Source organism: Pedobacter sp. AC190 (assembly GCF_979258025.1).
On sequence record NZ_OZ409824.1, the window covers coordinates 324534 to 349729 of the forward strand.

Consider the following 25196-nt stretch of genomic DNA (forward strand, 5'->3'; position numbering starts at 1 on the left):
AAGCAATTGCTAAATTAATAAATTGAGTAAGAACTTCGTACAAATGGATGTAATAATTTAAATTTGTTGCATAACAGATGAAAAAAATACTAGTTCTATTAATTGCATTGATTACAGGTGTTGGCTTTTTGGCTTACATCTATTTTTCTAAATTGAACAATGAGAACAATGCTAAAGATTTGGCTCTACAATCTGCAACAAATAATGCTGCGTTAATTTTCGCTTTCGAAAATGACAAAAGTTTTTACCAGATTATCGAAGGACAAGGCTTATTACAGCAAGTTTTAGGCAAGCAAAAAACTGAACTATTAACCAATTTCAAGGAAAATATTGTTAGCGACAATACCTTAAATAGCTTTTTAAGAGATCAGCAGGTATATTTAAGCATTCTACCTGATGAAAATAAAACCTTAAATTTTTTACTTACCATTCAAATCAAGGCTGATAAAAATTTCAAACAGTTTTACGAAAACTTAAAATCAAAAAAAGTACTGAATAAAGAATCAGATGAAAATTACACCATAAAATTTAATGACAGTTTAACAGTTTTTTTAGGCGTTAAAGACCAGGTGCTAACAGCTTCCACATCAAAAAAACTAATTATGGATGCAGCCGTTAGATTAGACGAAAACCCATTTACAGAGTACATTAAACAAAATAATTTGCTCAATAAAAATGTATTAGCGCATTTATATATCAATTTCAATCAGGCTCCTTTATTATTAAAAAATATTATAGCAGGCAATATAAATGGAGAAATTTCATTGCTTAACAACCAAAATAGCTTTGCATCTTTAAACTACAATTTCAGTAAAGAGAAAATTTTATTCAACGGAAATACCGAAATAACGGCTAACGATAATTATTTAAAACTATTCGAGAATGTAGCAGCACAAAGTATAAGTATTACTAATTTACTGCCAAGTAATACTGCGAATTACGCTGTATATGCCTACGATGAGTACAAAAACTGGTTTAAAAAACTACAAGATTGGCAAACTATTAAAGGTGAAACAAAAAAAATAGCTTCGGTTATAAACTCAGTTAAGGATGAGTATCGGGTAGATTTAAATAGCATTTTCCTCCCTTATGTTAAAAATCAATTTATAAGTTTCCAATTAAGCACAAGCGAAAAACTAGGCGCAATTGCGTTATCTAATGGAGAAAAAGTTAAACAACTTCTTTTGGATGTAAGTGCTGATTATAGTGATGAAATTAAAATATTTAAATCATCGGATATATTATACAATTTCTTTGGCGAACCATTTAAAAAATTTGGAAGACCTTATTACACAATAATCGATAACAATTTGGTTTTTGCAAATAATGCCAGCACTGTACAGGCTTTTTTAACCAGCTATAAAAACAACCGATTACTCATCCAAACACCAAAATACATTAATGCGCTAAATCAAATTTCTACAACTTCAAATATTGGTTATTATATTAGTACAAATAATTCGTCAGATATTTTCAGAAACAATATTTTGTTACCATTTTACAAGCATTTAAGGGCAGATAGCGGATTGAAAAATTTCGATACTTTTTACTATCAGATGAGTGCAGATAAAAATAAATTTATCACTAACATGCTTTTAAACAAATATTTAGAACAACAAATACCAGATTCGTTAAGCAACCGTTAAATTAAATTAAGCTAAGAAACCAATTTCATGAAGAAAACTTTACTTATTGTAATTTTGTTGGCATCGTTTCAAAAGTTATACAGTCAGCAGTATGCACTTTTCGGAACGAAAACAATGTTTGATGCCTTTGAAAACCCTTCTCAAAAATCGTTTACTTTAGATTCTTCCCGCAGATTTTCTTCAAACTTTTTTTTACCTTATTTTGGAGTAAATGGTGCAAACAGCGGTAATGCAGAATCAGTAGTTAGACGCTTGATTGTAGATGGAACAAACGATACCAGAACTTTACCAATAAATACAGGAGAAATTAATCACCTCTACGCAAATAGTAATATTTATGTTCTTACGCTTCGCATTTTCCAATCGTATAAATACCAAAAAGAAATGGGTTTTGCCTGGCAAATCAGAACAGATTCTCAAATAGATTACACAAATGAAACTCTTGCTATCTTCGACTCTTATAGAAGATTTCCTACTCAAACCCTTTTAACAGGCATATTTGATACAAAAGGTTATCAGCAATCTTATCATCAGTTTAGTTTTACCTATCGCGAAAATTATAACAAAAGATTAGCATTTGGAGTGAAAGCAAGTTTATTGAGCGGCATTATTTACAATGATTTAAACATTTCGGATTCACGCCTGTATCTCGATCCTGAAAATGATTACCTGGATATTGGTCTTGCAGGCACATATTCAAGCAACTTTAACGATCAGAATAAAATTACCAGAAATACAGTTATACCAACTTTTAAAAACCCTGGTGTTTCAATTGGCTTTAGTACAAACTACACCACTAAAAAAGGACTATTTTTGATGGCTAACATTAAAGATTTGGGGTTTATTTGGTGGCGTAACAACACTCAACAAACAACAGTTAATACAAGTAAAACCATAACAGATCTTCAAAACCAAGGCAATACAAACCAAGAAATCAGAGATATATTCGAGTTAAGGGAGCAACCAGGTAAATTTACAGCCTTAACTAATGCTAAAGCCGATGTTTACCTTTCTAAAACCTACGGTTTCTACCAACCAGCTTTGGCTGTTTCAAAAAATCTATTCTATAGAGGTGGCGATATTGCCTTTATCAACACATTCAAATACAATAATTTAGCTGGAAGTGTTACGCCTTTATACAATCTGAACAACGTATTTATGGTTGGCTTACAGGGTAAATATCAAACCCCTAACTTCGAACTTTTTATGGGTACCGATAACTTAATTTCATCAGCAAGCACTGCAAAATCAATAATAAAAAATGATGCAACCTTAAATGGTTCTATTGGTGCATCTTTTTACATGGGGGTGGGCATTAAATTTGGAAACATTGTCAATCACCCTCAGTTTAGTGATGTAATGCCAGGTATCAACGACAATGAAGGAGGAAGTTTCTTTAAAAGCTTATTTTCTATCTTTAAAAAGAAATAGTTTAAACCTTCTTTTTAGGCTGAGTTAAAACAAAATCCTTCAAGTAAAAAGGCTCAAAGTATGCCACATCTTCAAAATTAGCGTGCGTAAAGGCATTTAATACTAGTGAAGACATATTGCCTGCAGAATTAAAATTCGAATCACTAAATAAAGCATTAGGATGGTTTAATACATCAGCACATTTAGCTGCACCATCACCTAAAAAGGTAATTTTATAATTAGATAATAATTCTGAAAAACTTTGTTCGTCTATTATTTTTGCTGATGTTTCTTCCAGTACGTTCAGATTTCCATCTAAAACAGTTGTGTATACTTCCATCCTTCTCGCATCAATCATCGGGCATATTAAACCTTCATAATCTGGTTTTTCGAGAACAAATCCAGCAGCCATCATTTTTAAAGTTTCGATAGCAATTAAAGGCTTATCTAAAGCGTAACATAAGCCTTTTGCAGTAGAAACGCCGATGCGCAAGCCTGTGTAAGAACCAGGACCTTTACTAATTGCAATTGCATCTAAATCGCTCAGATTAAGTTCTGAATCCTGCATTACACTTTCAATAAACAAGGTTAAATTGCTTGCATGAAGGTTCTGACCGCTCTCTTCTTTTATAGAAACAGTTTTACCATCAATCGATAAAGCAACTGAACAAACAGCCGTAGCAGTTTCTATTTGAAGTATTTTAGCCATAATGCAAAGATATTAAAGAAATGGAAAATGGTTAATGGAGATATAAAAGAATAAATCTAATTTGACAATAATTTAAGGTACAGGATCATGGCCATGAGCACCCCATGGATGGCAACGACCAATTCTTTTTAAAGCCATCCACCCGCCCTTAAACGGGCCGTGTTTTCTTATTGCTTCTATTCCATATTGCGAACACGTTGGCGTAAACCTACAATTAGCGCCAAGCATTGGCGAAATCGCGTATTGATAAACCCTTATCAAGCCTAAAAAAAACCAACCAAAAATTTTATTGATTAGCTTCATCAGATTGAATTAAACTTTGAAAACGCTTAAAAGTAGCAATCAGTTTTTTCTGAATAAACACAAACTCGTACTTATCTTTACCAACAAATTGTATAGAAAACAAAAGCAAACCTCTGTCAGTTGGTAATGGAGTATAGAAATTTTCTTCTTTATTCAGCCTGTAAGCCTCTCGAATTCTGCGTTTAAGCAAATTGCGATCAACCGCCCTTTTGTATCTCTTCTTTGGGACATTGATAACCACCTGAGCCTGAACCTCGGCTGGTTCATCAATAAAGAGATAAGAAACCCGAAATGGGTATAATAAAAAAGAAGAACCGTTTTTAAACAACAGGTCTAAATATTTCCTGCTGCATAACCGTTCTTCTTTTCTGAATGTGTACATATACTTTTGATTGATAATTGCAGATTTGATCTGCCAATTCCGAATTAACGGAAAAGCAATCAAAAATTATGCTTTATGCTTGCGTTCGTCAGAAACTGTTAATCTTTTTCTTCCTTTAGCACGACGTGATGCTAATACTCGTCTGCCGTTAGCTGTTGCCATTCTTTCGCGGAAGCCGTGTTTGTTTCTTCTCTTTCTTTGCGAAGGTTGGTATGTTCTTTTCATGACTGTATATTATCTTATTATAATTTCAAAATTAAGAGGTGCAAATATAAAGCGATTTCTCTACAATTGCAAGTCTGTTTAATTATTATTTTTCTATTCGAAAATCAAATGTAGTAATTCTTTTTAAAATGTAGCCCCGCCTACGCTTCAAGCCCGAAAAAATCGGGGCTTTCTCGCTAAAGTCGGGTTTAATAAAAACTGTTCCTGCTACTATTTAAAGTTGCATATTGCCTATAAACCCAAAGCGGCTTTTAATTTCACATAGCCCGTTTTACTCACAGGCAGCCAAATATCCGATTTAAGCAGCACTACATAACTATCTTTTTCTTTCAATTCTATTTTAGTTACCTGGGCTAAATTTATTATGTAAGAACGATGTATGCGTATAAACTGGCCAGCATCTAGCGTTTGTTCGAAATAAGCCATGGTTTTATTTTTATAAAACGCCCCATCAGTAGTACTTAATTTCACATAGTCATCATCTGCTTCTAAATAATTAATATCGGCAACAGGGATAATCTTAATAACTCCATCTTTTTTAACTACTACCCTATTATTTTGTGCCGGACTTTTCGCCGCCGCATCCAAAACAGCTTCAGTATTTTCGCTTTGATTTAATCTCGCAGGTAATTTCTGAATAGCCAGATCGAAACGGGTTTTATCAATAGGTTTCAACAAATAATCAACAGCATTAACCTCAAAGGCCTTTATTGCAAACTCATCAAAAGCAGTAGTAAAAATTACAGCAGGCTTGTCCTCAACCAATTCAAGCATTTCAAAACCACTTATTTTAGGCATTTGAATATCAAGAAAAATTAAATCTGGCTTATACTGTGTAATTGCTTTTAGGCCTTCAAAACCATCGCAGCACTCTGCAACAATTTCTATTTCCTTATGTTCAGAAAGATAATATTTTACAATATCTCTTGCTAAAGGCTCATCATCAATTAATATAGTCCTGATCATTTTTTTGAGGAATTTTTAGGGTTGTAATATATAAATTATTTGCCTCAATTTCTGTCTGCAATAAATGTGGATTTGCAAACAACAGATATAATCTTCGTTTAATAGCAGTTAAACCAAATCCAGTTCCACCTGTAGCTTTCATCTCTGGGTCGAAGGGGTTTTGCACTCGTAGGTTTAAAATGTCTTGTTCAACCGTAACATCAATTTTAATGGTTATACCGGCCGATGTATTATAAAGGCCGAATTTTATTGCATTTTCTACAATTGGCTGCAGTAATGTACCAGGTAAACAAAGGTTTAAAGTTTCATCATCTACATTAACTTCAATTTTTAATCTATGGCTAAAACGTACTTTTTCAATATCTAAATAGAGTTGAATGTATTCCATTTCTTCCTCCACAGAAACCCATAATTCGTCATCACGTTTTAGTGTACCACGTAAAAAGGATGCTAATTTAGTAATCATTACGCCTGCTTCTTTTGGATTCACCATAGTTAAAGCAAAAACAGAATTTAAACTATTAAATAAGAAGTGTGGCTGTAGTTGATGTCTTAATTTATTAAGTTCAGCTTCTTTAGCCAAGCTTTGTGCAGTTAAAAGTCGGGTTTGAGTTTCAGATTGTTCTTCTAAGCGGTACCATAAAATGTTTGCCAAAGCACACCAACCCAAACACATGAAAGAGATTAGGCCCCGAAAGGCGAATGAGAAATTATAAAAATCCAGATAATTCTTAAAATCTGTAAACACGTAACCCAAACTATACTTTGCTGCATAAATTATTACGAAGGTTAAAGCAAGTGTAACAACCAAAACATAAAGAATTCGTTCATTTTTAGGCTGATAGTAGCCCAGCATATTGCTGATACTCACACAGGCAATTGCCAGTAAAGCATTATTAATAACACTATCTGTAAAAGATATCATCCACGAAAAATTTACCACATAATGAAGTCCTACTCCACATAGTATAGTCCACGCTATGGCAAATCCGAGGGATGTTTTTTGAATTTGCGGGACTGATAACGGTCTTGTTGTCAAAACTTATGAGTTTAGTTTAGGTAAAGTTTTTATTCGGTATTCTAAATTTTCAGATAAGCTTCAATCGATTTTATTTCCAAATCTTCGAACTTATCTCTAACCCATCTTCAGTTTCACATATTTGGCAATTATTTGTTTTACTACCTCAATTGCAGTTGACTCCAATTATTGCTAAAAGCTTTTAATTTCTATGCCTCCGAACATTACTGTTCCATCAATTATTAAAGTTTTCTGAACTTCTCCAGTCGGAATTAAATGACCTCTTTTATCTTCGATACTTCCAAATATCGGCGTTACATTCGCTTTGATAATCCAGTTTTGTGGAACTACTAATTTCACGCCTCCAAACACTGCAGTAACATCGAATGTGGCGCTATCATTAAAATCTGCCTGCGTTAAATTAACGTCAGCACCTCCAAAAACAACTGTTATATCTCCGCCCTTTAAATTTTTAGAATATATTATTTGGTTACTTCCGCCAAAAACGGCAGTTGCTTCAACAAAATCCTGGCTATTTGCGTTTTTATCTTGAACCGGATTTGTGCTTTCTGTACCAGAGCCAAAATTATCAGCAAGTCGATTTCTTCTTCTAAATCTTAAATCACCTTTTGGTTTAAAGATTAAATAGCCACCTAAAATTACCAAGCCTATTCCTAAGGCATATTTCGAAGCATCAAAATCTAACCCTGTTATATCGTCGATGGTAAAATAACTTCCAATTAATACCATAATTAACCAACCAGCACCTTTAAAATTACGTCTGGCTCCAACAAAAAGGCCAATTACAATTAAAAGTGTGTGCCAGCTAAACACCCAATGCGGAACATCGAAGCCAACATTATCTAAAAGAAATGCGAGACCGATGAAAACAATTACCAAACCGTTGATCATTCTGCCAGAACGGTTATTGGTTACATTATTATTATTTGAATTTTCCATTTGTGCAATTATTAATAACCAAAAATATCCATAATGTAGTACTGCATATATATGTATACTTTAAAAAACAGCTAAAAGGCGGTGAGTTGCTAAATTTCATCGGTGAAAAATATTTTAGTATTTTGACAGCATGAAATTTTTAGCATTACTACTTGTCTCATTTATCTCTGCCAACCTGTATGCTCAGGATATCAAGAGCAATTATAAAATTTACGATGTAAAAAAACAGAAGCTTATTGCTGTCGATGATATAATCGCGGATATGGATAAATCTGATGTTCTATTTTTTGGCGAAGAACATAATGACTCGATTGGACATTATTTAGAAGTAGAAATTTTCAAGAAATTAAGCGAAAAATATCCTCAAAAAACAGCCTTAACGTTGGAAATGTTTCATACTGATATCCAACCTGTTGTTGATGAATACCTGGCTGGTTTGATCTCAGAAAAGAATTTTATAAAAGAAGGAAGAGCCTGGCCAAACTATAAAGATTACAGACCTTTAGTTGAATATGCAAAAGAGCATAAAATTGATGTAATTGGAGCTAATGCCGCCACAAGATATAGTAATGCCGTTACTAAAAATGGCTTAGAAGCTTTAAAAAACTTTCCAAAAACCGCTCTATCATTTCTACCTCCTTTACCAATCGATACTGCTACTGGCAGATATAATGAGAAATTTACCGATTTATTGGGCGGGCACAGTATGGGCGCCATGAAGGTTTATCAAACGCAAAACTTTTGGGATGCAACAATGGCCTGGTCTATAAATAAGTTTAGCAAGCTTCACAAAGGCTTTAAAATTCTCCAGTTAAACGGGCGCTTTCATAGCGATGAAAAACTTGGCACACTGGCTAAACTTCAAAAATACTCCCCTAAACTGCAAATTCTAAACATTTCATCCTTCTCTGATGAAAATTTTGATAATCCTGAATGGGATAAATTTAAAAATTTAGGCGATTACATTATCATCACCAATCCAAAAATTAAAAGAAGTTTTTAGCAAAAAAAATCCGCTGGCAACAATAACCAGCGGATTTTTTATTTTATGCTTTAGTTTTAAGCAAATCTCTTATTTCTGTTAAAAGAATTTCTTCTTTTGTTGGTACTGGCGGAGCAGTAGGTGCAGCCGCTTCTTTCTTCTTCAAGTTGTTTGCAGCCTTAATAATTAAAAAAAGCACCAAAGCAACAATAATAAATGAGATTACCTGTGATAAAAAGTTTCCATACTTAATTGCTGTTCCAGCAATAGTAAGTTTACTTAAATCCTCCAAGCCAGCAGCTTTTAATGCAGGGCCCAGTACAGCAGGCGTAATAATATCTTCAACTAAAGAGCTAACAATTTTACCAAATGCAGCTCCGATAATTACACCGACAGCTAAATCAAGTACATTTCCTTTAACTGCAAAATCTTTAAATTCTTTTATAAATCCCATGTTGTTTAATGTTTATTTGTAACGAAATTAATAAACAAAAGTCTAAAAACAAACCCAATTCGCATTATTTAAACCAAATTCTATGTTGCTTTGATATTAATTCTAAGAAATATCTGAGATGATTTGTTTATTTTTGCTCCAATTCTTTATATAATATGCTAAAGCAACACCTACAACAAAAATTATTACAAAAATTATCTCCTCAGCAAATACAATTTATAAAGTTGTTGCAGGTGCCAACCGTTGCTTTAGATACCCGAGTAAAAGAAGAACTTGAAGAAAATCCAGCGCTTGAAGATCCAAGCTTAATGACCGCAGAAGAGCCTAAGGGTGAATATGATGATTTAAACGATGGACCTGATGATTACGAAAAATCATCAGATGATAATAGCACAGATGAGTTTAATGTAGATGATTATCTGCAAGACGACAATACCAACGATTATAGTACAAATTATAATAATGGTGATGATGATGAGGAGAAAAAAGAAACTCCAATAGCTATTGAAAGTACTTTTTTCGAAAGCCTTCAGGAACAACTTGATTTAATTCCATTATCTGATCAAGATTTTATCGTTGGTAAACAAATTATTGGAAGTTTGGATGATGATGGTTATTTACGTCGTCCTTTAAGCTCTATGATTGATGATTTGGCATTTTCTCAAAATGTTATGGTTGAAGAGGAAGATGTTTTGGAAATGTTGAGGCTAATTCAAAGTTTTGATCCTCCAGGTATTGGCGCCAGAGATTTAAAAGAATGTTTATTAATTCAATTAAAAAGGAAAGATGCCAGCAACCCGATTATAGTTAAAGCTATGAACGTGGTTGAAAATTACCTTGATGAATTTACCCGCAAACACTACGATAAATTAGAGAAAAGCTTAGGTTTAGATAGCGAAGAGCTTAAAGAAGTTGTAAACGAAATTCTTCGTCTTAACCCAAAACCAGGCGATGCAAATCAGGTTACAACTAAACAAATGCAAATTATTCCTGATTTCCATATCAGCAATAACGATGGTATATTGATTTTGACGCTAAACTCTAAAAATGCACCAGAGCTTAAGGTAAGTCGTTCTTACCAGGAAATGTTCGAACATTACGATAAAGCTTCGGCAAAAGATAAAAAACTTAAAGAAGCCGTTCAGTTTGTTAAGCAAAAGCTAGATTCTGCGAAATGGTTTATCGATGCCATTAAACAAAGACAACAAACTTTGCTTAAAACTATGAATGCAATTATGCATTATCAGTACGAATATTTTTTAACTGCTGATGAACGTAAAATGCGCCCAATGATTTTAAAAGACATTGCAGATAAAATCGATATGGATATTTCTACCGTATCAAGGGTAGCAAACTCTAAATATGTTCAAACTGAATTTGGTACGTTTTTACTAAAATCTTTCTTTTCTGAGGCGATTCAAACCGAGAATGGTGAAGAAGTTTCGAATAAAGAGGTTAAAAAAATCCTGGAAGATTGTATTGGAAATGAAGATAAGCGTAAGCCTCTTGCCGATGAAAAGCTTACAGAGATTTTAAAAGAACGCGGTTATAACATTGCCAGAAGAACGGTTGCAAAATATCGCGAGCAAATGAATATTCCAGTAGCAAGATTGAGAAAAGAGCTTTAACTAGTTTTTTGGTTATTAGTTGTTTAGCTTTCAATAAAACTAACGAACCGAACGTTGCCCAACCCAATTACCACATTTTAATATAAGAAGGCACTTTGTAGATATTGTTTAGCAATAAGCCTAATACAATTTCGTGGCTGCCGTTACTAACTGTATTCAAATCTGAAGTTGTAAAATCGTAAGAATATGTTAGGTTAACCATTTTGCCAATGTTAAAACCTGCCATTGCAGAAAAAGAATCATCTTTGCGGTAGCTTCCACCTAACCATATTTTATCTTTGAAGGCTATTTTCATGTTTAAATCTACCGATACTGGTGATGGCTGTACGTATTTTACCATAATTGAAGGAATTGCAGCAATCTGATCATCCAAAAAGAATTTATAACCAGCTGTAGCAAAGTAATGAGGAACCTCTTTTCCTGTATTATATGCATCAGAATTGGTAAAACTTAATTTTTGCGATAAAACTTGTTGTGCCGATAAGCCTGCAAAAACCCTTGCCCCGTATAACCAAATTCCAACACTTAAATCTGGCCTTAACTGGTTTACTATAGTATTTGAAATTGCAGGATCTACTTGTGTATCAGGAAAAGTGAGTGAATTTACATCGAGCTTAATACTCGAAACCCCTGCAGCTGCACCAACTGATAAATTAAAATCGTTACTTAACTGCAAATGGTAAGCGTATGTAACATTTGCATCAATTCTGGATAACGGACCAGCCTTATCCTGAACAACCGTTACACCCATGCCATGATGTGCAGGAGATGAAGTATAATTCTGCGTATAATTTCTATCCATTGGGTTTCCTGTTTGTTCTGGAAACGAGGTTAGTGCATTACTCCATAACTGGTTATCGCCTAAAGCCCAATGCGCAGAAACAAAAGACGTTTGAGGAGCATCATTTATTCCAGCCCATTGCTTTCTAAAGCCAGCTTTAAAATCAATATAGTTTTCGATACCAGATAAAGCGGGATTTAACAAATACTGATTAAAAATATACTGTGTATACTGTGGCTTTTGCTGCGAAAAAGCATTAAATGAGATAAATAGCGCAATTACTAAGATGTATCTTTTCAATTTTTTATCTGATTATGGTTAGCGGGCCAGTTACAGTTTTTCTACCGTTTCTTGGATTGATAATATAGTAATAAACTCCAACAGGTAATGGTTCATTTTTAAAATTTCCATCAAAAGGAACCTTATATCCGTTACTAAAGAATACCCTTGTACCGTTGCGGTTAAAAACTTCAATTGTTGCATTTGGGTAACTCTCCAGGTATTTTACAGTCCAGAAGTCGTTAACCCCATCTCCGTTAGGCGTAAATGAATTTGGAGGCACCAATGCCTGCAAAACTTTTACTGTAATTAATGTTGTTACCGTACATCCTTCAGCCGTTGTTACGAGCAGCGAATAATCGGTATCCTTTTCTGGAAACGCTACTGGATTTAGGATATTATCATGATCCAATCCCACTGAAGGACTCCATTTGTAAGTTAAGCCAGCGCCTTCTGCAACCGCAGGAATTGTTACTTGACCACCAGATAGAATATATAGCGTTTGACCAGCATCAGCAGTAGGCGATTTATAAACATTAATAGTTTTACTTATTGATGTAGAGCAACCATTGGAAGCCAAAAAAGTATATGTGATTATATGCATACCAACATTTACGTTTTTAGGATTAAAATTACCTTCTGCATCAACTCCCTCTCCAACGTAAGTACCACTTCCTAAAATTCCTGTTGTTTCTTTTGCCTGATTTATAACCACCGAAACATCATTCTGGCACGCAGATGGAATATCTGTAAATTCTAAAATTGGTACTGGTTTAAGTGTTATATCTTTCTTAGTTTCTTCAAAACATGATTCTCCGGAATACGCCAATAACCGAATGGTATAATTTTTAGTTAAGTTACCTCCGAAAACGGGATAGGTCAAAGGAATATCATCAGCAGTTGGGTACGTTATAGTTTCAAATACTTCTGGTGCATTTACATAATCTTTGTAAATAACAATCTTCGTAATTTTACCAAAAAATGCAACCGATGAATTATTTATTATAACATCCTGACTGCTGCACAGGTTATCTATGTTTTGAATAGAAAAATCTGCTTTTTGAACAGCACCATTTACGACAAATTTCTGCGTTTTAGTTGTAACGCACCCATTAGCATTTGTTATTTTTAAAGTAACGATATACTCGCCAAATTTTATGTACTTGTGCTTTCCATCTTTATCTGTCGAGGTATTCGGATTAATTGCCGTAGAACTTGCAGCATCTCCAAAATCCCATTCGTAAGTAAAAGCGCCCGAACCACCTGTTGCATCTATAGATTTATTAACAAATACTGCAAATGCATCTGTTAAACAAACATCAGGCATAGAGAAATCGGCCACTGGCAAAATGGTAACGGTTACATTTTTTGTAAAAGCGGTACTAATGCAACCTTCGGCCGATGTTGTAATTAAGGAAATAACAAATGTGCCTTGGGCAGCATATTGATGAATAAATGGTATTCCATCCGTTTTATCAACTTTAGTTCCATCACCAAAATCCCAGGTCCATTTTACAATCTTATTAGCTGTTTTCAAGCTGCTAATAGTTGATTGATCTGTGATTAAATAATCGGTATTAGTACAAGTGTTACTTGTTGATGAAAATTTTGAAACTGGCAAGGGAAATATTTGAACTGTTTTTGTAACTACATTAGAGTAACAACCTGTACCCGCCTTAACCGACAAACTTACCGTATAGGAACCTTCGTTAGCATACCCATGTTTAGGATTTTGCTCAGTAGAGGTTGAACCATCTCCAAAATCCCACAGCCAGTTAGTTACTGCAAAATCAGTAGTATTTGATAAACTTTTATCAGTAAATGCAACATCAGATTTTGCGCAACTGGTTGAAGCAGTTTCGAAAGCAGCAGTGGGTAAATCATAAATATTAAAAATATAATTCGTTTCCAAATCACCACTTTGGCAGTTTGTTGCATTATTTGGAACATGAGCCACTACGTTTAAGTGATATTCTCCTGTAGTAGTGTAAGTTTTATTAATTGGATATTTATAAACGTATATAGTTTGCCCATTAACCGTTTTAATTTCGGGAATAGGGTTTAATGTAATATCCGATCTTCCATTATCTAAAGTCCAGGTAATTTTGTCTGCTTGATATGGAAAATTGATTTTAAAATCAATCGCTTGACCAACACATCCATTAGGGCTTTCTTCCTTTTTTACTTCATCTACCACGGTTAGATAGTTATTTGAAGAAAGATTTGTTCCAGCAGAATAAGCATAAGATTCTGCTTGTCCAAAACCATAAGCTGTGGCATTAAAGCCATCGTCAGCTGTTAATGTTAAACTCCTAAAAGTCGAATTATTTGTGGTACCAGTTATAGGAATCTGGTTATAAGAATATTGAGTATTACCAGGAATTGTAACCCAAGGAGTAGTTGGTGCAGCTCCATCTATTTTAAAGCTCGAAGCTTTCTTAGTTAACATTAATACGTTAATATATCTTTCTGTGATAGTTTGAAGGGTAGAAGAAAAAACGGTGACCATTTTTATATTGAATTCTACTGGATTTAACATCACCATTTCAGGATCGCCCGTAATATTCCCCCCAGAAACAGAAGAACATGCTTGGGTTAATGAGTATTGAGCTACACTGATTAATTTATCTGAATTGATAAACGTGGGTTCTGTTAATTGATCACTCTCGATAAACTGACCTTTGTTTACAGTAAAAGTTTGCCCGTTGTAAGTAACTTTTGTATTATCTTCTTGGGCTAATATTCTTAAAATATACCTTCGATTTGGAAACGGAACCACTCCGTAATTTTTACCCCAACTTACTGTTGGATACAATTGCTGATACAATGGGTCTTGAGATCCTGTACAATAAATACTTAATGCAGATGAACCAGAAAATGCAGCAAATCTTTTGCAAGATGAAGTTGTAGTATTGGTTTCTACAAAAACACCAGTTAAATCGGCATTTCCATCCATATATTCGTAAGCATCACCAGCCTTTTTTAAAGTGATAGGTAAGCTAGTCCCATCCTTTCGATGTAGTATTAAATCTGTATTATCTTCAACAGCCACCAAAACCAAAAAATTATTCCCCTGACCAGATTGCGTATAGTTCATGGAATAATAATTTTGACCTAAGGTGTCAAACGGTAAAATTAACGAGGCGGCTGATCGTGCCCCAGCGTAAATATGTGTATAAACCGAAACTTTTGGTTTTCCATCGCTTACTTTTATGTGAATACCACGATTAGCTAACAGTTGGTTTGCTTCATCTGGTAAGCCAGTATTATATTGAGAAATGTAAGCCTCTGCCCAAGTAACCTTAAATTCTATGGCTGTATTTGCAGGAATAATTTTCGTTTCAGAATAATTGCGACAACTTACCGTAACCTCTGATATAGATTTAGATGTAACAAATACCGATAACTCAGCATGGCTAGAAAGTGATGTTCCCGAATTCCCACTAGCTACATGTGTAGGAAAGATCGACCAAAAATCTGTTCCTTCATTAGAAACATTTTGCCCAAAAACTTTATAAGGATGCAGAAAGCAAACAACAATAAAAACTAATAGAATAGCCCTTTTCATTGTTATTAACTTAATTCAGAAATAGTTTGCATTTTTAATAATATAGAAAGGCAATATACTACTAAAGAATATACAACAAAAGGCAACATCAAAAAATTAACACTTTTTTAAACAATAAATTTTATTTCGTGTAAAAATCTAAGGGGTTGGTGTAAAATTATTTTCGAAAATTAATAAAATTTTAATGTTTGGGTTATTACACAATATTCACAAAACGCTCTTCAAGCAGAACAACACCCCTAGTCTGCTGATGAATATTTAGTATAACCATCCCGATTTATTTTTGCTTACACCCTAAGTGTCTTAACACTTAAACTAAATGCGTATTTATGAATGCTTATAAAAATTTAATCGAGAAAATTTACCCAGCAAGATTTGGAGAGAAAACTGATGTTCAGTTTTACTTAGCAATGGAAACGGCTTACTTCAGAATGCAAAAACTAGAAACCACAAATGATTTTATACTATATAATTATAGGAATACATTCTTTTTTCTGAAAAGACATATTTGTAATGCAATTCAGGATGGAACAAGAAGGGTTATTTACGATTTAAACGAATCAGACAAGAAATGCCTAGATGCTTTTATTGAGAAACTAAACGGCTCATTTTATGATAAAATTGAATTAGATGAGATATTAGATAATGTAAATTCAATTTTATCCAATTATAATTTAACCAAAAATCCTGATGAATTTAAAGAGTATGGCTTTAGAGCTATAGCTTAGTTGCCGCTATCATCGGCCTCTTCTTTATCTTTATATTTTTCGGAAAAAGCTTTTGCTCTTGAATCTGCAGATACATCATTTTCATCTTCAGGTTCAAGATTTTCATCTAGCCGATCATTCCAATTATCTAAACCACTTTCGGCTTTAGTATCATTATTGGGGCGAATATTTTTGGGTAATTCCATTTTACTTATATCTTAGAATAAGAACATCATTACCAAATAATTGTTTTTATTTATTTTACAGGAGGTTCGTCTTTAGCGTCTTTAAATTCTTTAACGCTTCTACCTATCCCCTTCATTAATTCTGGTAATTTTTTACCACCAAAAATTAAAATAACAACAACTCCAATTAAAATAATTTCTATAATCGACATGAGATATTTTTTGACGTAATATACGTTAAAAGAATAATAGTGTTTTCAATATAAACAAAATTAAACCAGCAACGCATTTAATGTTCTAGCTTTTACTTTAGGAACTGCCCCATATCTCATAAATTCTGAAAAACCTTTCAACTGTTTAATAGCCTTAATGGCCTCGTAACCTTCAAAAGTGCTTCTAATTTTGTTCAACAACATCGTATCAGTTTTAAACATATCACTTTCTTCTAAAATTCCTTTCGTCAAAAAGGTTTTTATTAATTCAGCCATTTTGCCGTTCGCGTATAAATGTAATGGTAGTTTAAAAACCTCATCGTTTAATTTTTTAAAAGTTTCATTTATCCAGAAAGCTTCATTTTCGGCATTTACAGCAATCTGCCCATCTTTTAAAATTACAGCATTTAAAAATTCCTTTGCTCTTTGTCTTGATATAATTCCTGCATAAACCCCATCACGTAAAGTATAATCCAAACGATCGGCACATAATGCAGGAAGCGGTTGTTCTAAAATATTAAATGTTCCAAAAAGAATTTGATTAACACTATAACCATACTTTAGTAACACATCAGGAATTTCAGATTTATATAAAATTTCGGCAAATACCTTTTCGTGATAGTCTTCATCCGAATTTTCGAAAACATAATCACCAACATGTGAAAACGCAGTGTGTGAAACATCGTGCAGTAAACCTGCAATTTGTTCAAGTTCAGAACCACCAAGTTTCCTAATCAACATCATTACACCAATTGCATGTTCCAATCTCGAATGGCAAATATCAGGATTTACCAAATAAATGGCACCACTCTGGTGTACACCCGCCAATCGCTTCAATGCATCAGTAGCTAAAATATCTTCAAATACTTGAGGCAACTCTGCTTTGCCATATAAAAAATCATTTACCTGTATCATTTCGCCTCCTTTATGCTATAAAAAATCAATAAACAATATTACTAAATATTTTAGCTTAAAGAAAATTTAAATATCCACAACTAATCAAATAAGCTAAATAAATTAGCCAACAATTAACTTTCAAATATTTTGAAAATGATTATTACAATACAATGATTAACAAAACTTACTTATAAAAAACAAGCATTTAATATAAACGTTATAATTGTAAAAAAGATGTATATGGCAACTGCTCAGCAAATACGTAAAGCTTATCTCGATTATGTTTTAACAAACAACGAGAAGCCTAAATCAGTTTATAGTTTCGTTAAAAAACTTAAAATTACCGAAGCAGAATTTTATCAATTTTATGCTTCTTTCGAAAGTATAGAAAAAAATATTTGGTTCGAATTAACTTTTGAAACCATTACCAAAATTAAGGAACAAGAAGTCTGGTTTCAATATTCATCAAGAGAAAAAATACTTTCATTTTTCTATAGCTATGTAGAAAACCTTAAGAATGAGCGCAGTTTTATTATTTATAGCTTAAAAAACTTTAAAGGCAAGTTTTCTACACCAAATGTACTTGCAGGCGTAAAGCCAATTTTCGAAAATTTTGCTGAAGAAATTATTAATGATGGTTTGGAAAGCGGAGAACTTGCAGAGCGTAAATTTTTGAGCAAAAGATATAAGGATGCTCTATGGATTCAATTTGCATTTATACTAAATTTTTGGGTTAATGATGATAGCGATGGCTTTGAAAAAACAGATGAAGCTATAGAAAAAGGCATTAATGTCACTTTCGATTTGTTCCAACATTCTCCTATCGATAATTTGTTTGAATACGGAAAGTTTTTAAGCAGAAATGGTAAGTTTAAAGAAAGCATGGGTTTATAAAACTAAATGAAAGAGCAAAAAAGTATTCCAGTTACAAAGGCAGAACGTTCGGCAAAATTTGTTAAAACAGGTTTTCAAATTGGCGGCAATTACATAAAACATTATTCAAAAAAATTGTTCAATCCAGATTTGGATCGAGAACAGTTAAACGAAGATAATGCCACAGATATTTATAAGTCGTTAAGCGAACTTAAAGGAAGTGCATTAAAAATTGCACAGATGTTAAGTATGGATAAAAATATTCTACCAAAATCTTACGTAGATAAATTTACGCAATCGCAATACAACGCTCCACCACTTTCAGGACCGCTTATTGTGAGAACATTCACCAAAAGCTTCGGTAAAACGCCAGAAAACATCTACGATAGTTTTAACCTTAGCTCTACAAATGCGGCTTCAATAGGCCAGGTTCATCAAGCTACTTTAAATGGTAAAAAATTAGCCGTTAAAATACAATATCCTGGCGTTGGCGATAGTATTTCTTCTGATTTAAAACTTGTAAAACCTTTTGCATTCCGCCTGCTTGGCATGTCGGAAAGAGAATTAAATATTTATATTAAAGAAGTAGAAGAAAGATTACTCGAAGAAACCGATTACGAATTAGAAGTTAAACGCTCCATAGAATTTTCAGAAGCTTGCAAAAACCTCGATAATGTTGTTTTCCCGACTTATTATCCAGAACTATCAGGAAAAAGAATTATTTCTATGGATTGGATTGAAGGTTTACACCTGAAAGAGTTTTTAAAAACGAATCCATCACAAGAATTAAGAAATAAAATAGGACAAGCTTTATGGGATTTTTATAATTTCCAACAGCACGAATTAAGGGCTGTACACGCCGATCCTCATCCAGGAAATTTTATGATTACACCTGATGAAAAGCTAGGGGTTATCGATTTTGGTTGCATTAAAGAAATGCCTGAAGATTTCTACAATCCGTTTTTCTCTTTAATTTCTACAGATGTTATTCAGGATAAAGCCAAAACAATTGATGCTTTTAGAAAACTAGATATGATTCATACTGATGATACGCCTACTCAAATTGAGTTCTATTATAAATCGTATAAAGAAATGATCGAACTTTTCGCTAAGCCTTATATTAATGCGTCGTTTGATTTTAGCAAAAATGAATTTTTCGAGAAATTATATGAGTATGGTGAAAAAATAGCTAAAATGCCCGAATTTAAACAAGCAAGAGGAGTTAAACATTTTATTTATGTAAATCGTACAAACTTTGGTTTATATACAATTTTACACGATTTGAAAGCAACTGTTAAAACGGATACATTTAAGCCTTCTCTCTAATTATTCTGCATTTTTTTTCACAACATCAACCATATGTTCAATATCGAATGGTTTTTGAATAAAATCATCAGCTTTGCTTTCTTCTGCAATTTGAGGTAACTCGTTTGATGTTGAAGTTAAAATCGCCGATATATCTTCCGTTTCTGGATTAGATTTTAGCTCTTTAATTATTTTCGAGCCTTTTTTAGTCCCTTTAATGTGATCATCTATAACCACAACATCAGGTTCTATTTCATCAATTTTTTCTATTGGCTCGGTTGTCAAAGAAGATGTTACTTCAAATCCTTCATCATCCAACACCTGATCCATAATTTCCAAAATATCCTTGTTATCCTGAACAAGAACAACCTTTTTCTTCATATCAACTAATTGACTAATTTCTTCTAAAGATAAGAAAAAGAACAATAATGAAGTAAATTCTATTATTCTTTAAAAACTCCTGTACGAGTTCGTCAGGTTTAAAATCCCGTTCGTCGATTAGTTACATACGCTTGTATAAAAACACGAATTACCTTGCAACGTTTTTTAGTTCTCGGCGTCTTATCTACAAAACCACCACAAAAAACATAAATAACTAATTAACAAATAATTATAAACAAAAGCATTATGAAAACCTCAATCAAAACCTTAATCGCAACATCATTAACTGCTATCGTTTTAACTACTTCGATTTTCGCAGCAAGCGCAAAAAATACTGAAAAGAAACCAACAACAACTTCGGTCCCTGCTTCATTTAAAAGAGTATCAGTTAAAGGAAATGTAGAAGTTACCTTTGTACAAAGACAAAATGATGGTATAAATTATACCGACGATAACACTGGAAAAGCAAAAATTACTCAAGAAGGTGATATTTTACGCATCAGTTCTACTGATAAAGAAGTATGTAAATTAATTGTTTACGTAAATGATATTTACCGTATTGAAGCCTCAGAAAATGCTGTTGTAAGAAGTAGTGGTAAGTTGAAAGCTAGATTTTTACAAATATTTTTAAAAGGTAATGCACATGCAGATATTAATTCTGTAACCGAAGGTTTGTACACCGTTATAGATGATAATGCCGAATTAAAATTAAGTGGCGCAACTGATAACCACACTTTAACAATGGGTAAAACGCCTAAGTTAACAATTGATAGATTTGCAGCTTTGAAAACAAATATAAGTGCAAAAGAAGCAAATGAAAATGAAATAGCTGCATTAATAAAATAATCAACTCAGCATATAGATTAAAAGCGATGGATTTCTTCATCGCTTTTTTTATTTTAAAAAATGGATAAAACTCAAACTTCAGTCTTTCTTCAGAATTATAAAGTATTTTGCAAAAATTCCTAATCAAATGACCAAATTATTTAAAGGTAGATTTGCTATTCTATTTGCATTTCTTACTTATTTTCTATCCTTTTCATTTCTAATCAGAACAATTCTTTTAATAGAATCGCTAAGTAAACACATTGACTTTAAAGTATTAGAAATTGTAAGGATTTATATTACAGGTCTATTTTTTGATATTGGATCAGGATTATTGATTACCATTTTTTATGCGCTATATCTTCTTATCATTCCAAATAAATTTTATACAAAAAAATGGAACATAATATTTAATTGGGTAACCTTGTTTCTATTTGTACTAATAACTTTGTTTTCCTTTTTTGCTGAATTAACCTTTTGGCAGGAATTTGAAAGCCGTTTCAATTTTATAGCCGTAGATTATTTAATTTACACTTACGAGGTTGTTCAAAATATAAACGAATCTTATCCATTACCTCTTTTAATTACTGGCATGCTCCTACTTGCTGTAGTAATTATGTATTTGTTTTATAAACTAAATATCTTCAAAAACAGCCTTAATGCTAACACACCGTTTAACAAAAGAATAATCATTTCATCAACACTAATTATATCTACTATTATATTTAGTTTGTTTGTTAAAAATAGCTGGGCAGAAAATGGTAACAACCGATATGCTAACGAATTAAGTAAAGCTGGAACTTATTCATTTTTTGCTGCCTTTAAAAACAACGAATTAAACTATACCGATTTCTATAAGTTAATTAGCAGTAAAGAAGCATTTACTTTAGTAAGAAACGAATTAAAAGAAACTGGAGTTGCTTTCTCTAAAGATGAATTATCAATAAAAAGAGAGATAACAAATGATTCCAGCCAAGCTTATAAACCAAATCTGATAATGATTACGGTGGAAAGTTTAAGCGCTGATTTTATGCAAAAATACGGGAATAAAGAGCATATAACGCCCGAATTAGATAGTCTTGCAAATCACAGCGTTTTCTTTAGCGATATGTACGCAACTGGAACAAGAACTATTCGTGGTATGGAAGCTTTAACACTTTGCATTCCGCCAACGCCAGGAAGTAGTATAGTTAGAAGAATGGATAATGAGCATCTTTTTACAGTTGGCCATGTTTTTAAAGAAAAAGGCTATACCAATACTTTCTTTTACGGTGGCGATGGCTATTTTGATAACATGAATCACTTTTTCGGCAATAACGGATACAATATTGTAGATAGGGGCAGAAAATTACTAGATGAAACCTACGATGGCTCGAGAACCATAATTAAAGATAATGAGGTTACTTTCGAAAATGCGTGGGGAATCTGCGATGAAGATATTTTTAATGTGGTTTTAAAAGATGCCGATGAAAAGTTTAAGGCAAACAAATTGTTTAATAATTTCATCATGACCACTTCGAACCACAGGCCATACACCTTCCCCGATCATAAAATCAATTTACCTTCGGGAACGAGAGCAGCTGCAGTAAGATATACCGATTATGCAATTGGTAATTTTATAAAGAAAATTAAAGCAAAACCTTGGTTTAAAAATACAGTTATTATTATCGTGGCAGACCATTGTGCAAGTAGCGCAGGTAAAAACGAAATAGATGTTTCTAAATATCAAATTCCCTGTATGATTCTGAATCTTAAAAATACAGTTGATATGAATATTGATAAAATGACTTCTCAAATTGATCTCTTCCCAACATTATGGAGTTTATTAGGATGGAAATATACCAGCAGTTTTTACGGTAAGAATGTACTGGATAAAGATTATAAGCCGAGGGTTGTTTTAGGTACTTATCAAAAACTGGTTTACATGAGTGGCGATAGTCTCGTGATTTTAAGTCCGCATAGAAAAGTTGACACCTACATTTACAATAAAGCTAAAAACGAGCAAACAAAAGCAAGTTTTCCTAAAGCGTTAACCGATCAGGCTATTGCAAATTACCAAACCGCTTTCGATATTTTTAAAGACGGAAAATTAAGGTATTAGATTTTATAGTCTGTAAGGTTTAAAGACCTTACAGACTATAAAATTAATTTAAGTTCATGCTTAAATCCTGAGCTTTAGCTTGTGCTAACTCTTTCTTTTTGGTTTTACTGAGATATTTAACGCCAACTCTTAGTGCTTTCAAACCAGAAACACCTTGTAGTTCTTCTAAATCCAACTGCTCCAAATCATCATTTAAATAACCTTGATCTTGCAAATATTTGATGTACTCAATATATTCTTTAGCTTCATCGGCATTAAAATAAACCATTGCAATCTTATTAGGCTGCGTTAAACGTTCGGTAGTTCCTTTTATAAGTACTTTATCAATTCGTTTTTTTACTACCTCATATCTAATATTATAAGCACCTTCAACATCAAAACGACGCTCATCATTTCTAAAGCTAATATCTATCGAATTTGAATGAATAAATACCAGTTGAGTGGTTTCTAAAGGCCTTGGCATTTCGCCGATTAAACTTTTAGATAAACGAGCAATTTCGACCATCGATGTTAACTGCCACAAACGGATATTCTTTAAATACAATAAATCGAAGGGCTTATTCGGTGCAATATCCTGACCAATGTAAATATCATATTCAACACCATCGGTTCGAAATTTGGCGAAATAGCATGGATATGAAGTTTGAAGATTTTGTTGTGCAGTTTCTAAATACTGACTTACCTCCATATTGATTAGTTGCATCGAAACTTCCAGTTTCCTCCTATTTTCGTAAGCTAAACCTGTTTCTGGTAATATTTCTGCAAAATAATCATCAACAATTTCTGCCGCCTCTGGATGATTTACTTTTATAACAGAGAAGAAAGGATAAACCTCGGCTGCTAAAAATTCGTTTAACAGCATTTCCTCATTACTCGAAGCAACATTGCTTATTCGAACAATCCAGTCGTTACAGTTAAAAATTAATTTATCAATAAGCTCCAGGTAAACGAATTTTCTTAAACCTTTTAAAGTTTTAATAATGTTCAATAAATGAACATGCATATCTTCTTTTAAAGCCTGATTACGCTCAACCGTAGAATTACGAATATCAATTGCACCAAATAATGGATACATATTTTTAAACGTAATGGTATCAATTTGCTTATGCTTTTTGTTTTCTTTATTCTGTTGGATAAAATGCCATACAGCTTCATTAAATTTCCACTGCACCGACGGTTGTAAAGCGGTAAACTTATCCATTAAAACAGCATCCATTTTGGCATTAAATTCTTCTATACTGTATTGAAATAACTGTCCAATAAGTGGCATAGCAGGACGTAATCTTGATAAGATTTTATCATCGACAATTATTTCCTGGTTTGAGTAAACTTCTAAAACCCCTGCCAGCTGTGTATTATAGTAAATTGGCAGTACCGAATAAGAACAAACGCCAGCTGCTTTTAAAACCCTCAAAAAAGGATCTTTAGCCATTTGGTCTTCATTAATCGAACTCACAAAAATCGGACGAGGATCTTCTTTGTATTTATCAACCAATGAATAAAAAACTTCTTCTTCTAAGTTTGATGCTTTTGCCGAATTGATAAGCATACTTTGCGAAAAGTCTTGATTATCAAAAACCAGTTTATTATTAACGGTTAAAAATGGCATTAAACCAAACTCTATATTACCATTTCTGCTTAATGTTTTTAATGCCTGAATAACATGATTATAAGCCTCTGTTTGATAATTATGATCAACTAAAGCATTTCTAATGCCATCAATTGCATGTTGCAAAGTAACATCAGTTATAGAAATTACACTAAAACCTTCAAAAGTAAAATTCTTTAAAGATAACTCTTTAAATAAATATTCCATTTCGGTACCTTCCTGAAAGTGTTTTGCTAATTCTTCAAAATTAAGCTCAGGTAAATCGCCCTTATGTTGGATATCAATAAACTGTGTGTCGTTTTGGATATTATAATAAGAGGTTAAATTATTTTCAGGATTAACATGAGCGTAAATAATCTCATTCTTTAATACGGAAGTGAAATTGTAAAATCTATCCAGTATTAAATTATAAATAAATTTGATTTGTTTTTTTTCAGAAGGTTCATTATCCTGACTAACTTTTGATTTAGGATCATGATCTTTGAAAAATTGATAAAATGCATTGGTACTGAAGAAAATCTCATCAGGAACTGGGGTGCTTAAGGCCCAGAACATTTCATTCTCATTTGCCATTAAAGGTGTAAGAATGGTGAATATTAATTCTAATGTTTCTTTATGCTTTGCTAATTCTTGTGTGGTTATATTGCCGAGCAGATCATTTTCTTTCTCGATTTTTTCCAATAAGAATCTATAAAACTCCGATTTAACAGTTTTTTCGGTTTTCAATCTGTTTTTCAGATAATTGACCAAGGGTCTGAAAGACAAGTTTGATTTTACCTGACAACCAATA

At 32.9% G+C, this 25196-nt stretch carries 24 protein-coding genes; 9 read left to right on the forward strand and 15 right to left on the reverse strand.

All coding sequences use genetic code 11. The annotated features are described in order from the left end of the window. Positions 1–77 precede the first annotated feature (77 nt). Entirely contained in the window at positions 78–1646 is a 1569-nt protein-coding gene (locus tag ACZZZI_RS01530) for a hypothetical protein (RefSeq protein WP_463488418.1), read from the forward strand. Positions 1647–1673: 27 nt separating this feature from the next. Then, positions 1674–3077, forward strand: a complete 1404-nt coding sequence (locus ACZZZI_RS01535; RefSeq protein ID WP_463488419.1) for a DUF5723 family protein — start codon at positions 1674–1676, stop codon at positions 3075–3077. Position 3078: 1 nt separating this feature from the next. On the opposite strand, the gene tsaB is transcribed toward ACZZZI_RS01535, so the two are convergent. The 7 genes from tsaB to ACZZZI_RS01570 all read right to left on the reverse strand — a co-directional run bounded on the left by tsaB (position 3079) and on the right by ACZZZI_RS01570 (position 7619). Further along, positions 3079–3765 (reverse strand): tRNA (adenosine(37)-N6)-threonylcarbamoyltransferase complex dimerization subunit type 1 TsaB, encoded by a 687-nt coding sequence (gene tsaB, locus ACZZZI_RS01540; protein ID WP_463488420.1) that lies wholly within the window; start codon positions 3763–3765, stop codon positions 3079–3081. Positions 3766–3837: 72 nt separating this feature from the next. Next, positions 3838–4068 carry a membrane protein insertion efficiency factor YidD gene (gene yidD, locus ACZZZI_RS01545; RefSeq protein WP_344769121.1) on the reverse strand — a complete coding sequence of 77 codons (231 nt, stop codon included), beginning with the start codon at positions 4066–4068 and terminating at the stop codon, positions 3838–3840. Further along, entirely contained in the window at positions 4052–4450 is a 399-nt protein-coding gene (locus tag ACZZZI_RS01550; RefSeq protein ID WP_463488421.1) for a ribonuclease P protein component, read from the reverse strand. The genes yidD and ACZZZI_RS01550 overlap by 17 nt, the downstream gene beginning before the upstream one ends. Before the next feature lie 66 nt (positions 4451–4516). Beyond that, positions 4517–4675: a 50S ribosomal protein L34 gene (rpmH, locus tag ACZZZI_RS01555; protein WP_010601723.1), complete on the reverse strand. Its 159-nt coding sequence runs from the start codon at positions 4673–4675 to the stop codon at positions 4517–4519. A gap of 231 nt (positions 4676–4906) precedes the next feature. Next, on the reverse strand, positions 4907–5641 hold the full coding sequence (locus ACZZZI_RS01560) for a LytR/AlgR family response regulator transcription factor (protein WP_316761289.1): 735 nt from the start codon (positions 5639–5641) through the stop codon (positions 4907–4909). After that, a complete protein-coding gene (locus tag ACZZZI_RS01565) occupies positions 5619–6566 on the reverse strand; it encodes a sensor histidine kinase (protein WP_316761287.1) in 948 nt (315 codons plus the stop codon). Before ACZZZI_RS01565 ends, ACZZZI_RS01560 begins: the two co-directional genes overlap by 23 nt. 285 nt (positions 6567–6851) lie before the next feature. Beyond that, the gene (locus ACZZZI_RS01570) at positions 6852–7619 is read right to left on the reverse strand and encodes a LiaF transmembrane domain-containing protein (protein ID WP_463488422.1); all 768 of its coding nucleotides are present in this window, start codon (positions 7617–7619) and stop codon (positions 6852–6854) included. 130 nt (positions 7620–7749) lie between these two features. On the opposite strand from ACZZZI_RS01570, the gene ACZZZI_RS01575 reads away from it, so the two are divergent. Then, positions 7750–8622 carry a ChaN family lipoprotein gene (locus ACZZZI_RS01575; RefSeq protein WP_463488423.1) on the forward strand — a complete coding sequence of 291 codons (873 nt, stop codon included), beginning with the start codon at positions 7750–7752 and terminating at the stop codon, positions 8620–8622. A 43-nt stretch (positions 8623–8665) separates the two neighbouring features. On the opposite strand, the gene mscL is transcribed toward ACZZZI_RS01575, so the two are convergent. Further along, positions 8666–9055 carry a large-conductance mechanosensitive channel protein MscL gene (mscL, locus tag ACZZZI_RS01580; protein WP_316761279.1) on the reverse strand — a complete coding sequence of 130 codons (390 nt, stop codon included), beginning with the start codon at positions 9053–9055 and terminating at the stop codon, positions 8666–8668. Positions 9056–9210: 155 nt separating this feature from the next. Between mscL and rpoN the strand changes: the two genes are divergently transcribed. Next, positions 9211–10683: an RNA polymerase factor sigma-54 gene (gene rpoN / locus ACZZZI_RS01585; protein WP_316761277.1), complete on the forward strand. Its 1473-nt coding sequence runs from the start codon at positions 9211–9213 to the stop codon at positions 10681–10683. Between the two features lie 67 nt (positions 10684–10750). On the opposite strand, the gene ACZZZI_RS01590 is transcribed toward rpoN, so the two are convergent. Together ACZZZI_RS01590 and ACZZZI_RS01595 are read right to left on the reverse strand one after the other, a co-directional pair. Beyond that, positions 10751–11764, reverse strand: a complete 1014-nt coding sequence (locus ACZZZI_RS01590) for a PorP/SprF family type IX secretion system membrane protein (protein ID WP_463488424.1) — start codon at positions 11762–11764, stop codon at positions 10751–10753. Positions 11765–11768: 4 nt separating this feature from the next. Beyond that, positions 11769–15311 (reverse strand): PKD domain-containing protein, encoded by a 3543-nt coding sequence (locus ACZZZI_RS01595; RefSeq protein ID WP_463488425.1) that lies wholly within the window; start codon positions 15309–15311, stop codon positions 11769–11771. 329 nt (positions 15312–15640) lie between these two features. Here ACZZZI_RS01595 and ACZZZI_RS01600 point away from each other — a divergent pair, with 329 nt between their 5' ends. After that, positions 15641–16039 carry a hypothetical protein gene (locus ACZZZI_RS01600; RefSeq protein WP_316761268.1) on the forward strand — a complete coding sequence of 133 codons (399 nt, stop codon included), beginning with the start codon at positions 15641–15643 and terminating at the stop codon, positions 16037–16039. Here the strand turns inward: ACZZZI_RS01600 and ACZZZI_RS01605 are convergent. Genes ACZZZI_RS01605 through ACZZZI_RS01615 form a run of 3 tightly spaced genes read right to left on the reverse strand, consistent with a single transcriptional unit; the run spans position 16036 to position 17330 of the window. Next, complete coding sequence (locus ACZZZI_RS01605) at positions 16036–16224, reverse strand: hypothetical protein (protein WP_316761265.1); 189 nt, start codon at positions 16222–16224, stop codon at positions 16036–16038. The genes ACZZZI_RS01600 and ACZZZI_RS01605 overlap by 4 nt on opposite strands. 50 nt (positions 16225–16274) lie before the next feature. Next, a complete protein-coding gene (locus ACZZZI_RS01610; protein ID WP_316761262.1) occupies positions 16275–16415 on the reverse strand; it encodes a Sec-independent protein translocase subunit TatA/TatB in 141 nt (46 codons plus the stop codon). A gap of 60 nt (positions 16416–16475) precedes the next feature. Continuing rightward, positions 16476–17330 (reverse strand): HD domain-containing protein, encoded by an 855-nt coding sequence (locus tag ACZZZI_RS01615; RefSeq protein ID WP_463488426.1) that lies wholly within the window; start codon positions 17328–17330, stop codon positions 16476–16478. A 222-nt stretch (positions 17331–17552) separates the two neighbouring features. On the opposite strand from ACZZZI_RS01615, the gene ACZZZI_RS01620 reads away from it, so the two are divergent. Beyond that, a complete protein-coding gene (locus tag ACZZZI_RS01620) occupies positions 17553–18206 on the forward strand; it encodes a TetR family transcriptional regulator C-terminal domain-containing protein (RefSeq protein WP_344769103.1) in 654 nt (217 codons plus the stop codon). Positions 18207–18212: 6 nt separating this feature from the next. Then, positions 18213–19511: an ABC1 kinase family protein gene (locus ACZZZI_RS01625; RefSeq protein WP_344769101.1), complete on the forward strand. Its 1299-nt coding sequence runs from the start codon at positions 18213–18215 to the stop codon at positions 19509–19511. Here the strand turns inward: ACZZZI_RS01625 and ACZZZI_RS01630 are convergent, their stop codons facing one another. Beyond that, the gene (locus ACZZZI_RS01630) at positions 19512–19871 is read right to left on the reverse strand and encodes a response regulator (RefSeq protein WP_344769099.1); all 360 of its coding nucleotides are present in this window, start codon (positions 19869–19871) and stop codon (positions 19512–19514) included. It abuts the gene before it with no gap. A gap of 246 nt (positions 19872–20117) precedes the next feature. On the opposite strand from ACZZZI_RS01630, the gene ACZZZI_RS01635 reads away from it, so the two are divergent. Next, positions 20118–20717, forward strand: a complete 600-nt coding sequence (locus ACZZZI_RS01635) for a GIN domain-containing protein (protein ID WP_344769097.1) — start codon at positions 20118–20120, stop codon at positions 20715–20717. Positions 20718–20844: 127 nt separating this feature from the next. Then, entirely contained in the window at positions 20845–22797 is a 1953-nt protein-coding gene (locus ACZZZI_RS01640) for an LTA synthase family protein (RefSeq protein ID WP_463488427.1), read from the forward strand. Positions 22798–22840: 43 nt separating this feature from the next. Here the strand turns inward: ACZZZI_RS01640 and ACZZZI_RS01645 are convergent, their stop codons facing one another. Further along, the gene (locus tag ACZZZI_RS01645) at positions 22841–25132 is read right to left on the reverse strand and encodes a GAF domain-containing protein (RefSeq protein WP_316761241.1); all 2292 of its coding nucleotides are present in this window, start codon (positions 25130–25132) and stop codon (positions 22841–22843) included. Positions 25133–25196 lie beyond the last annotated feature (64 nt).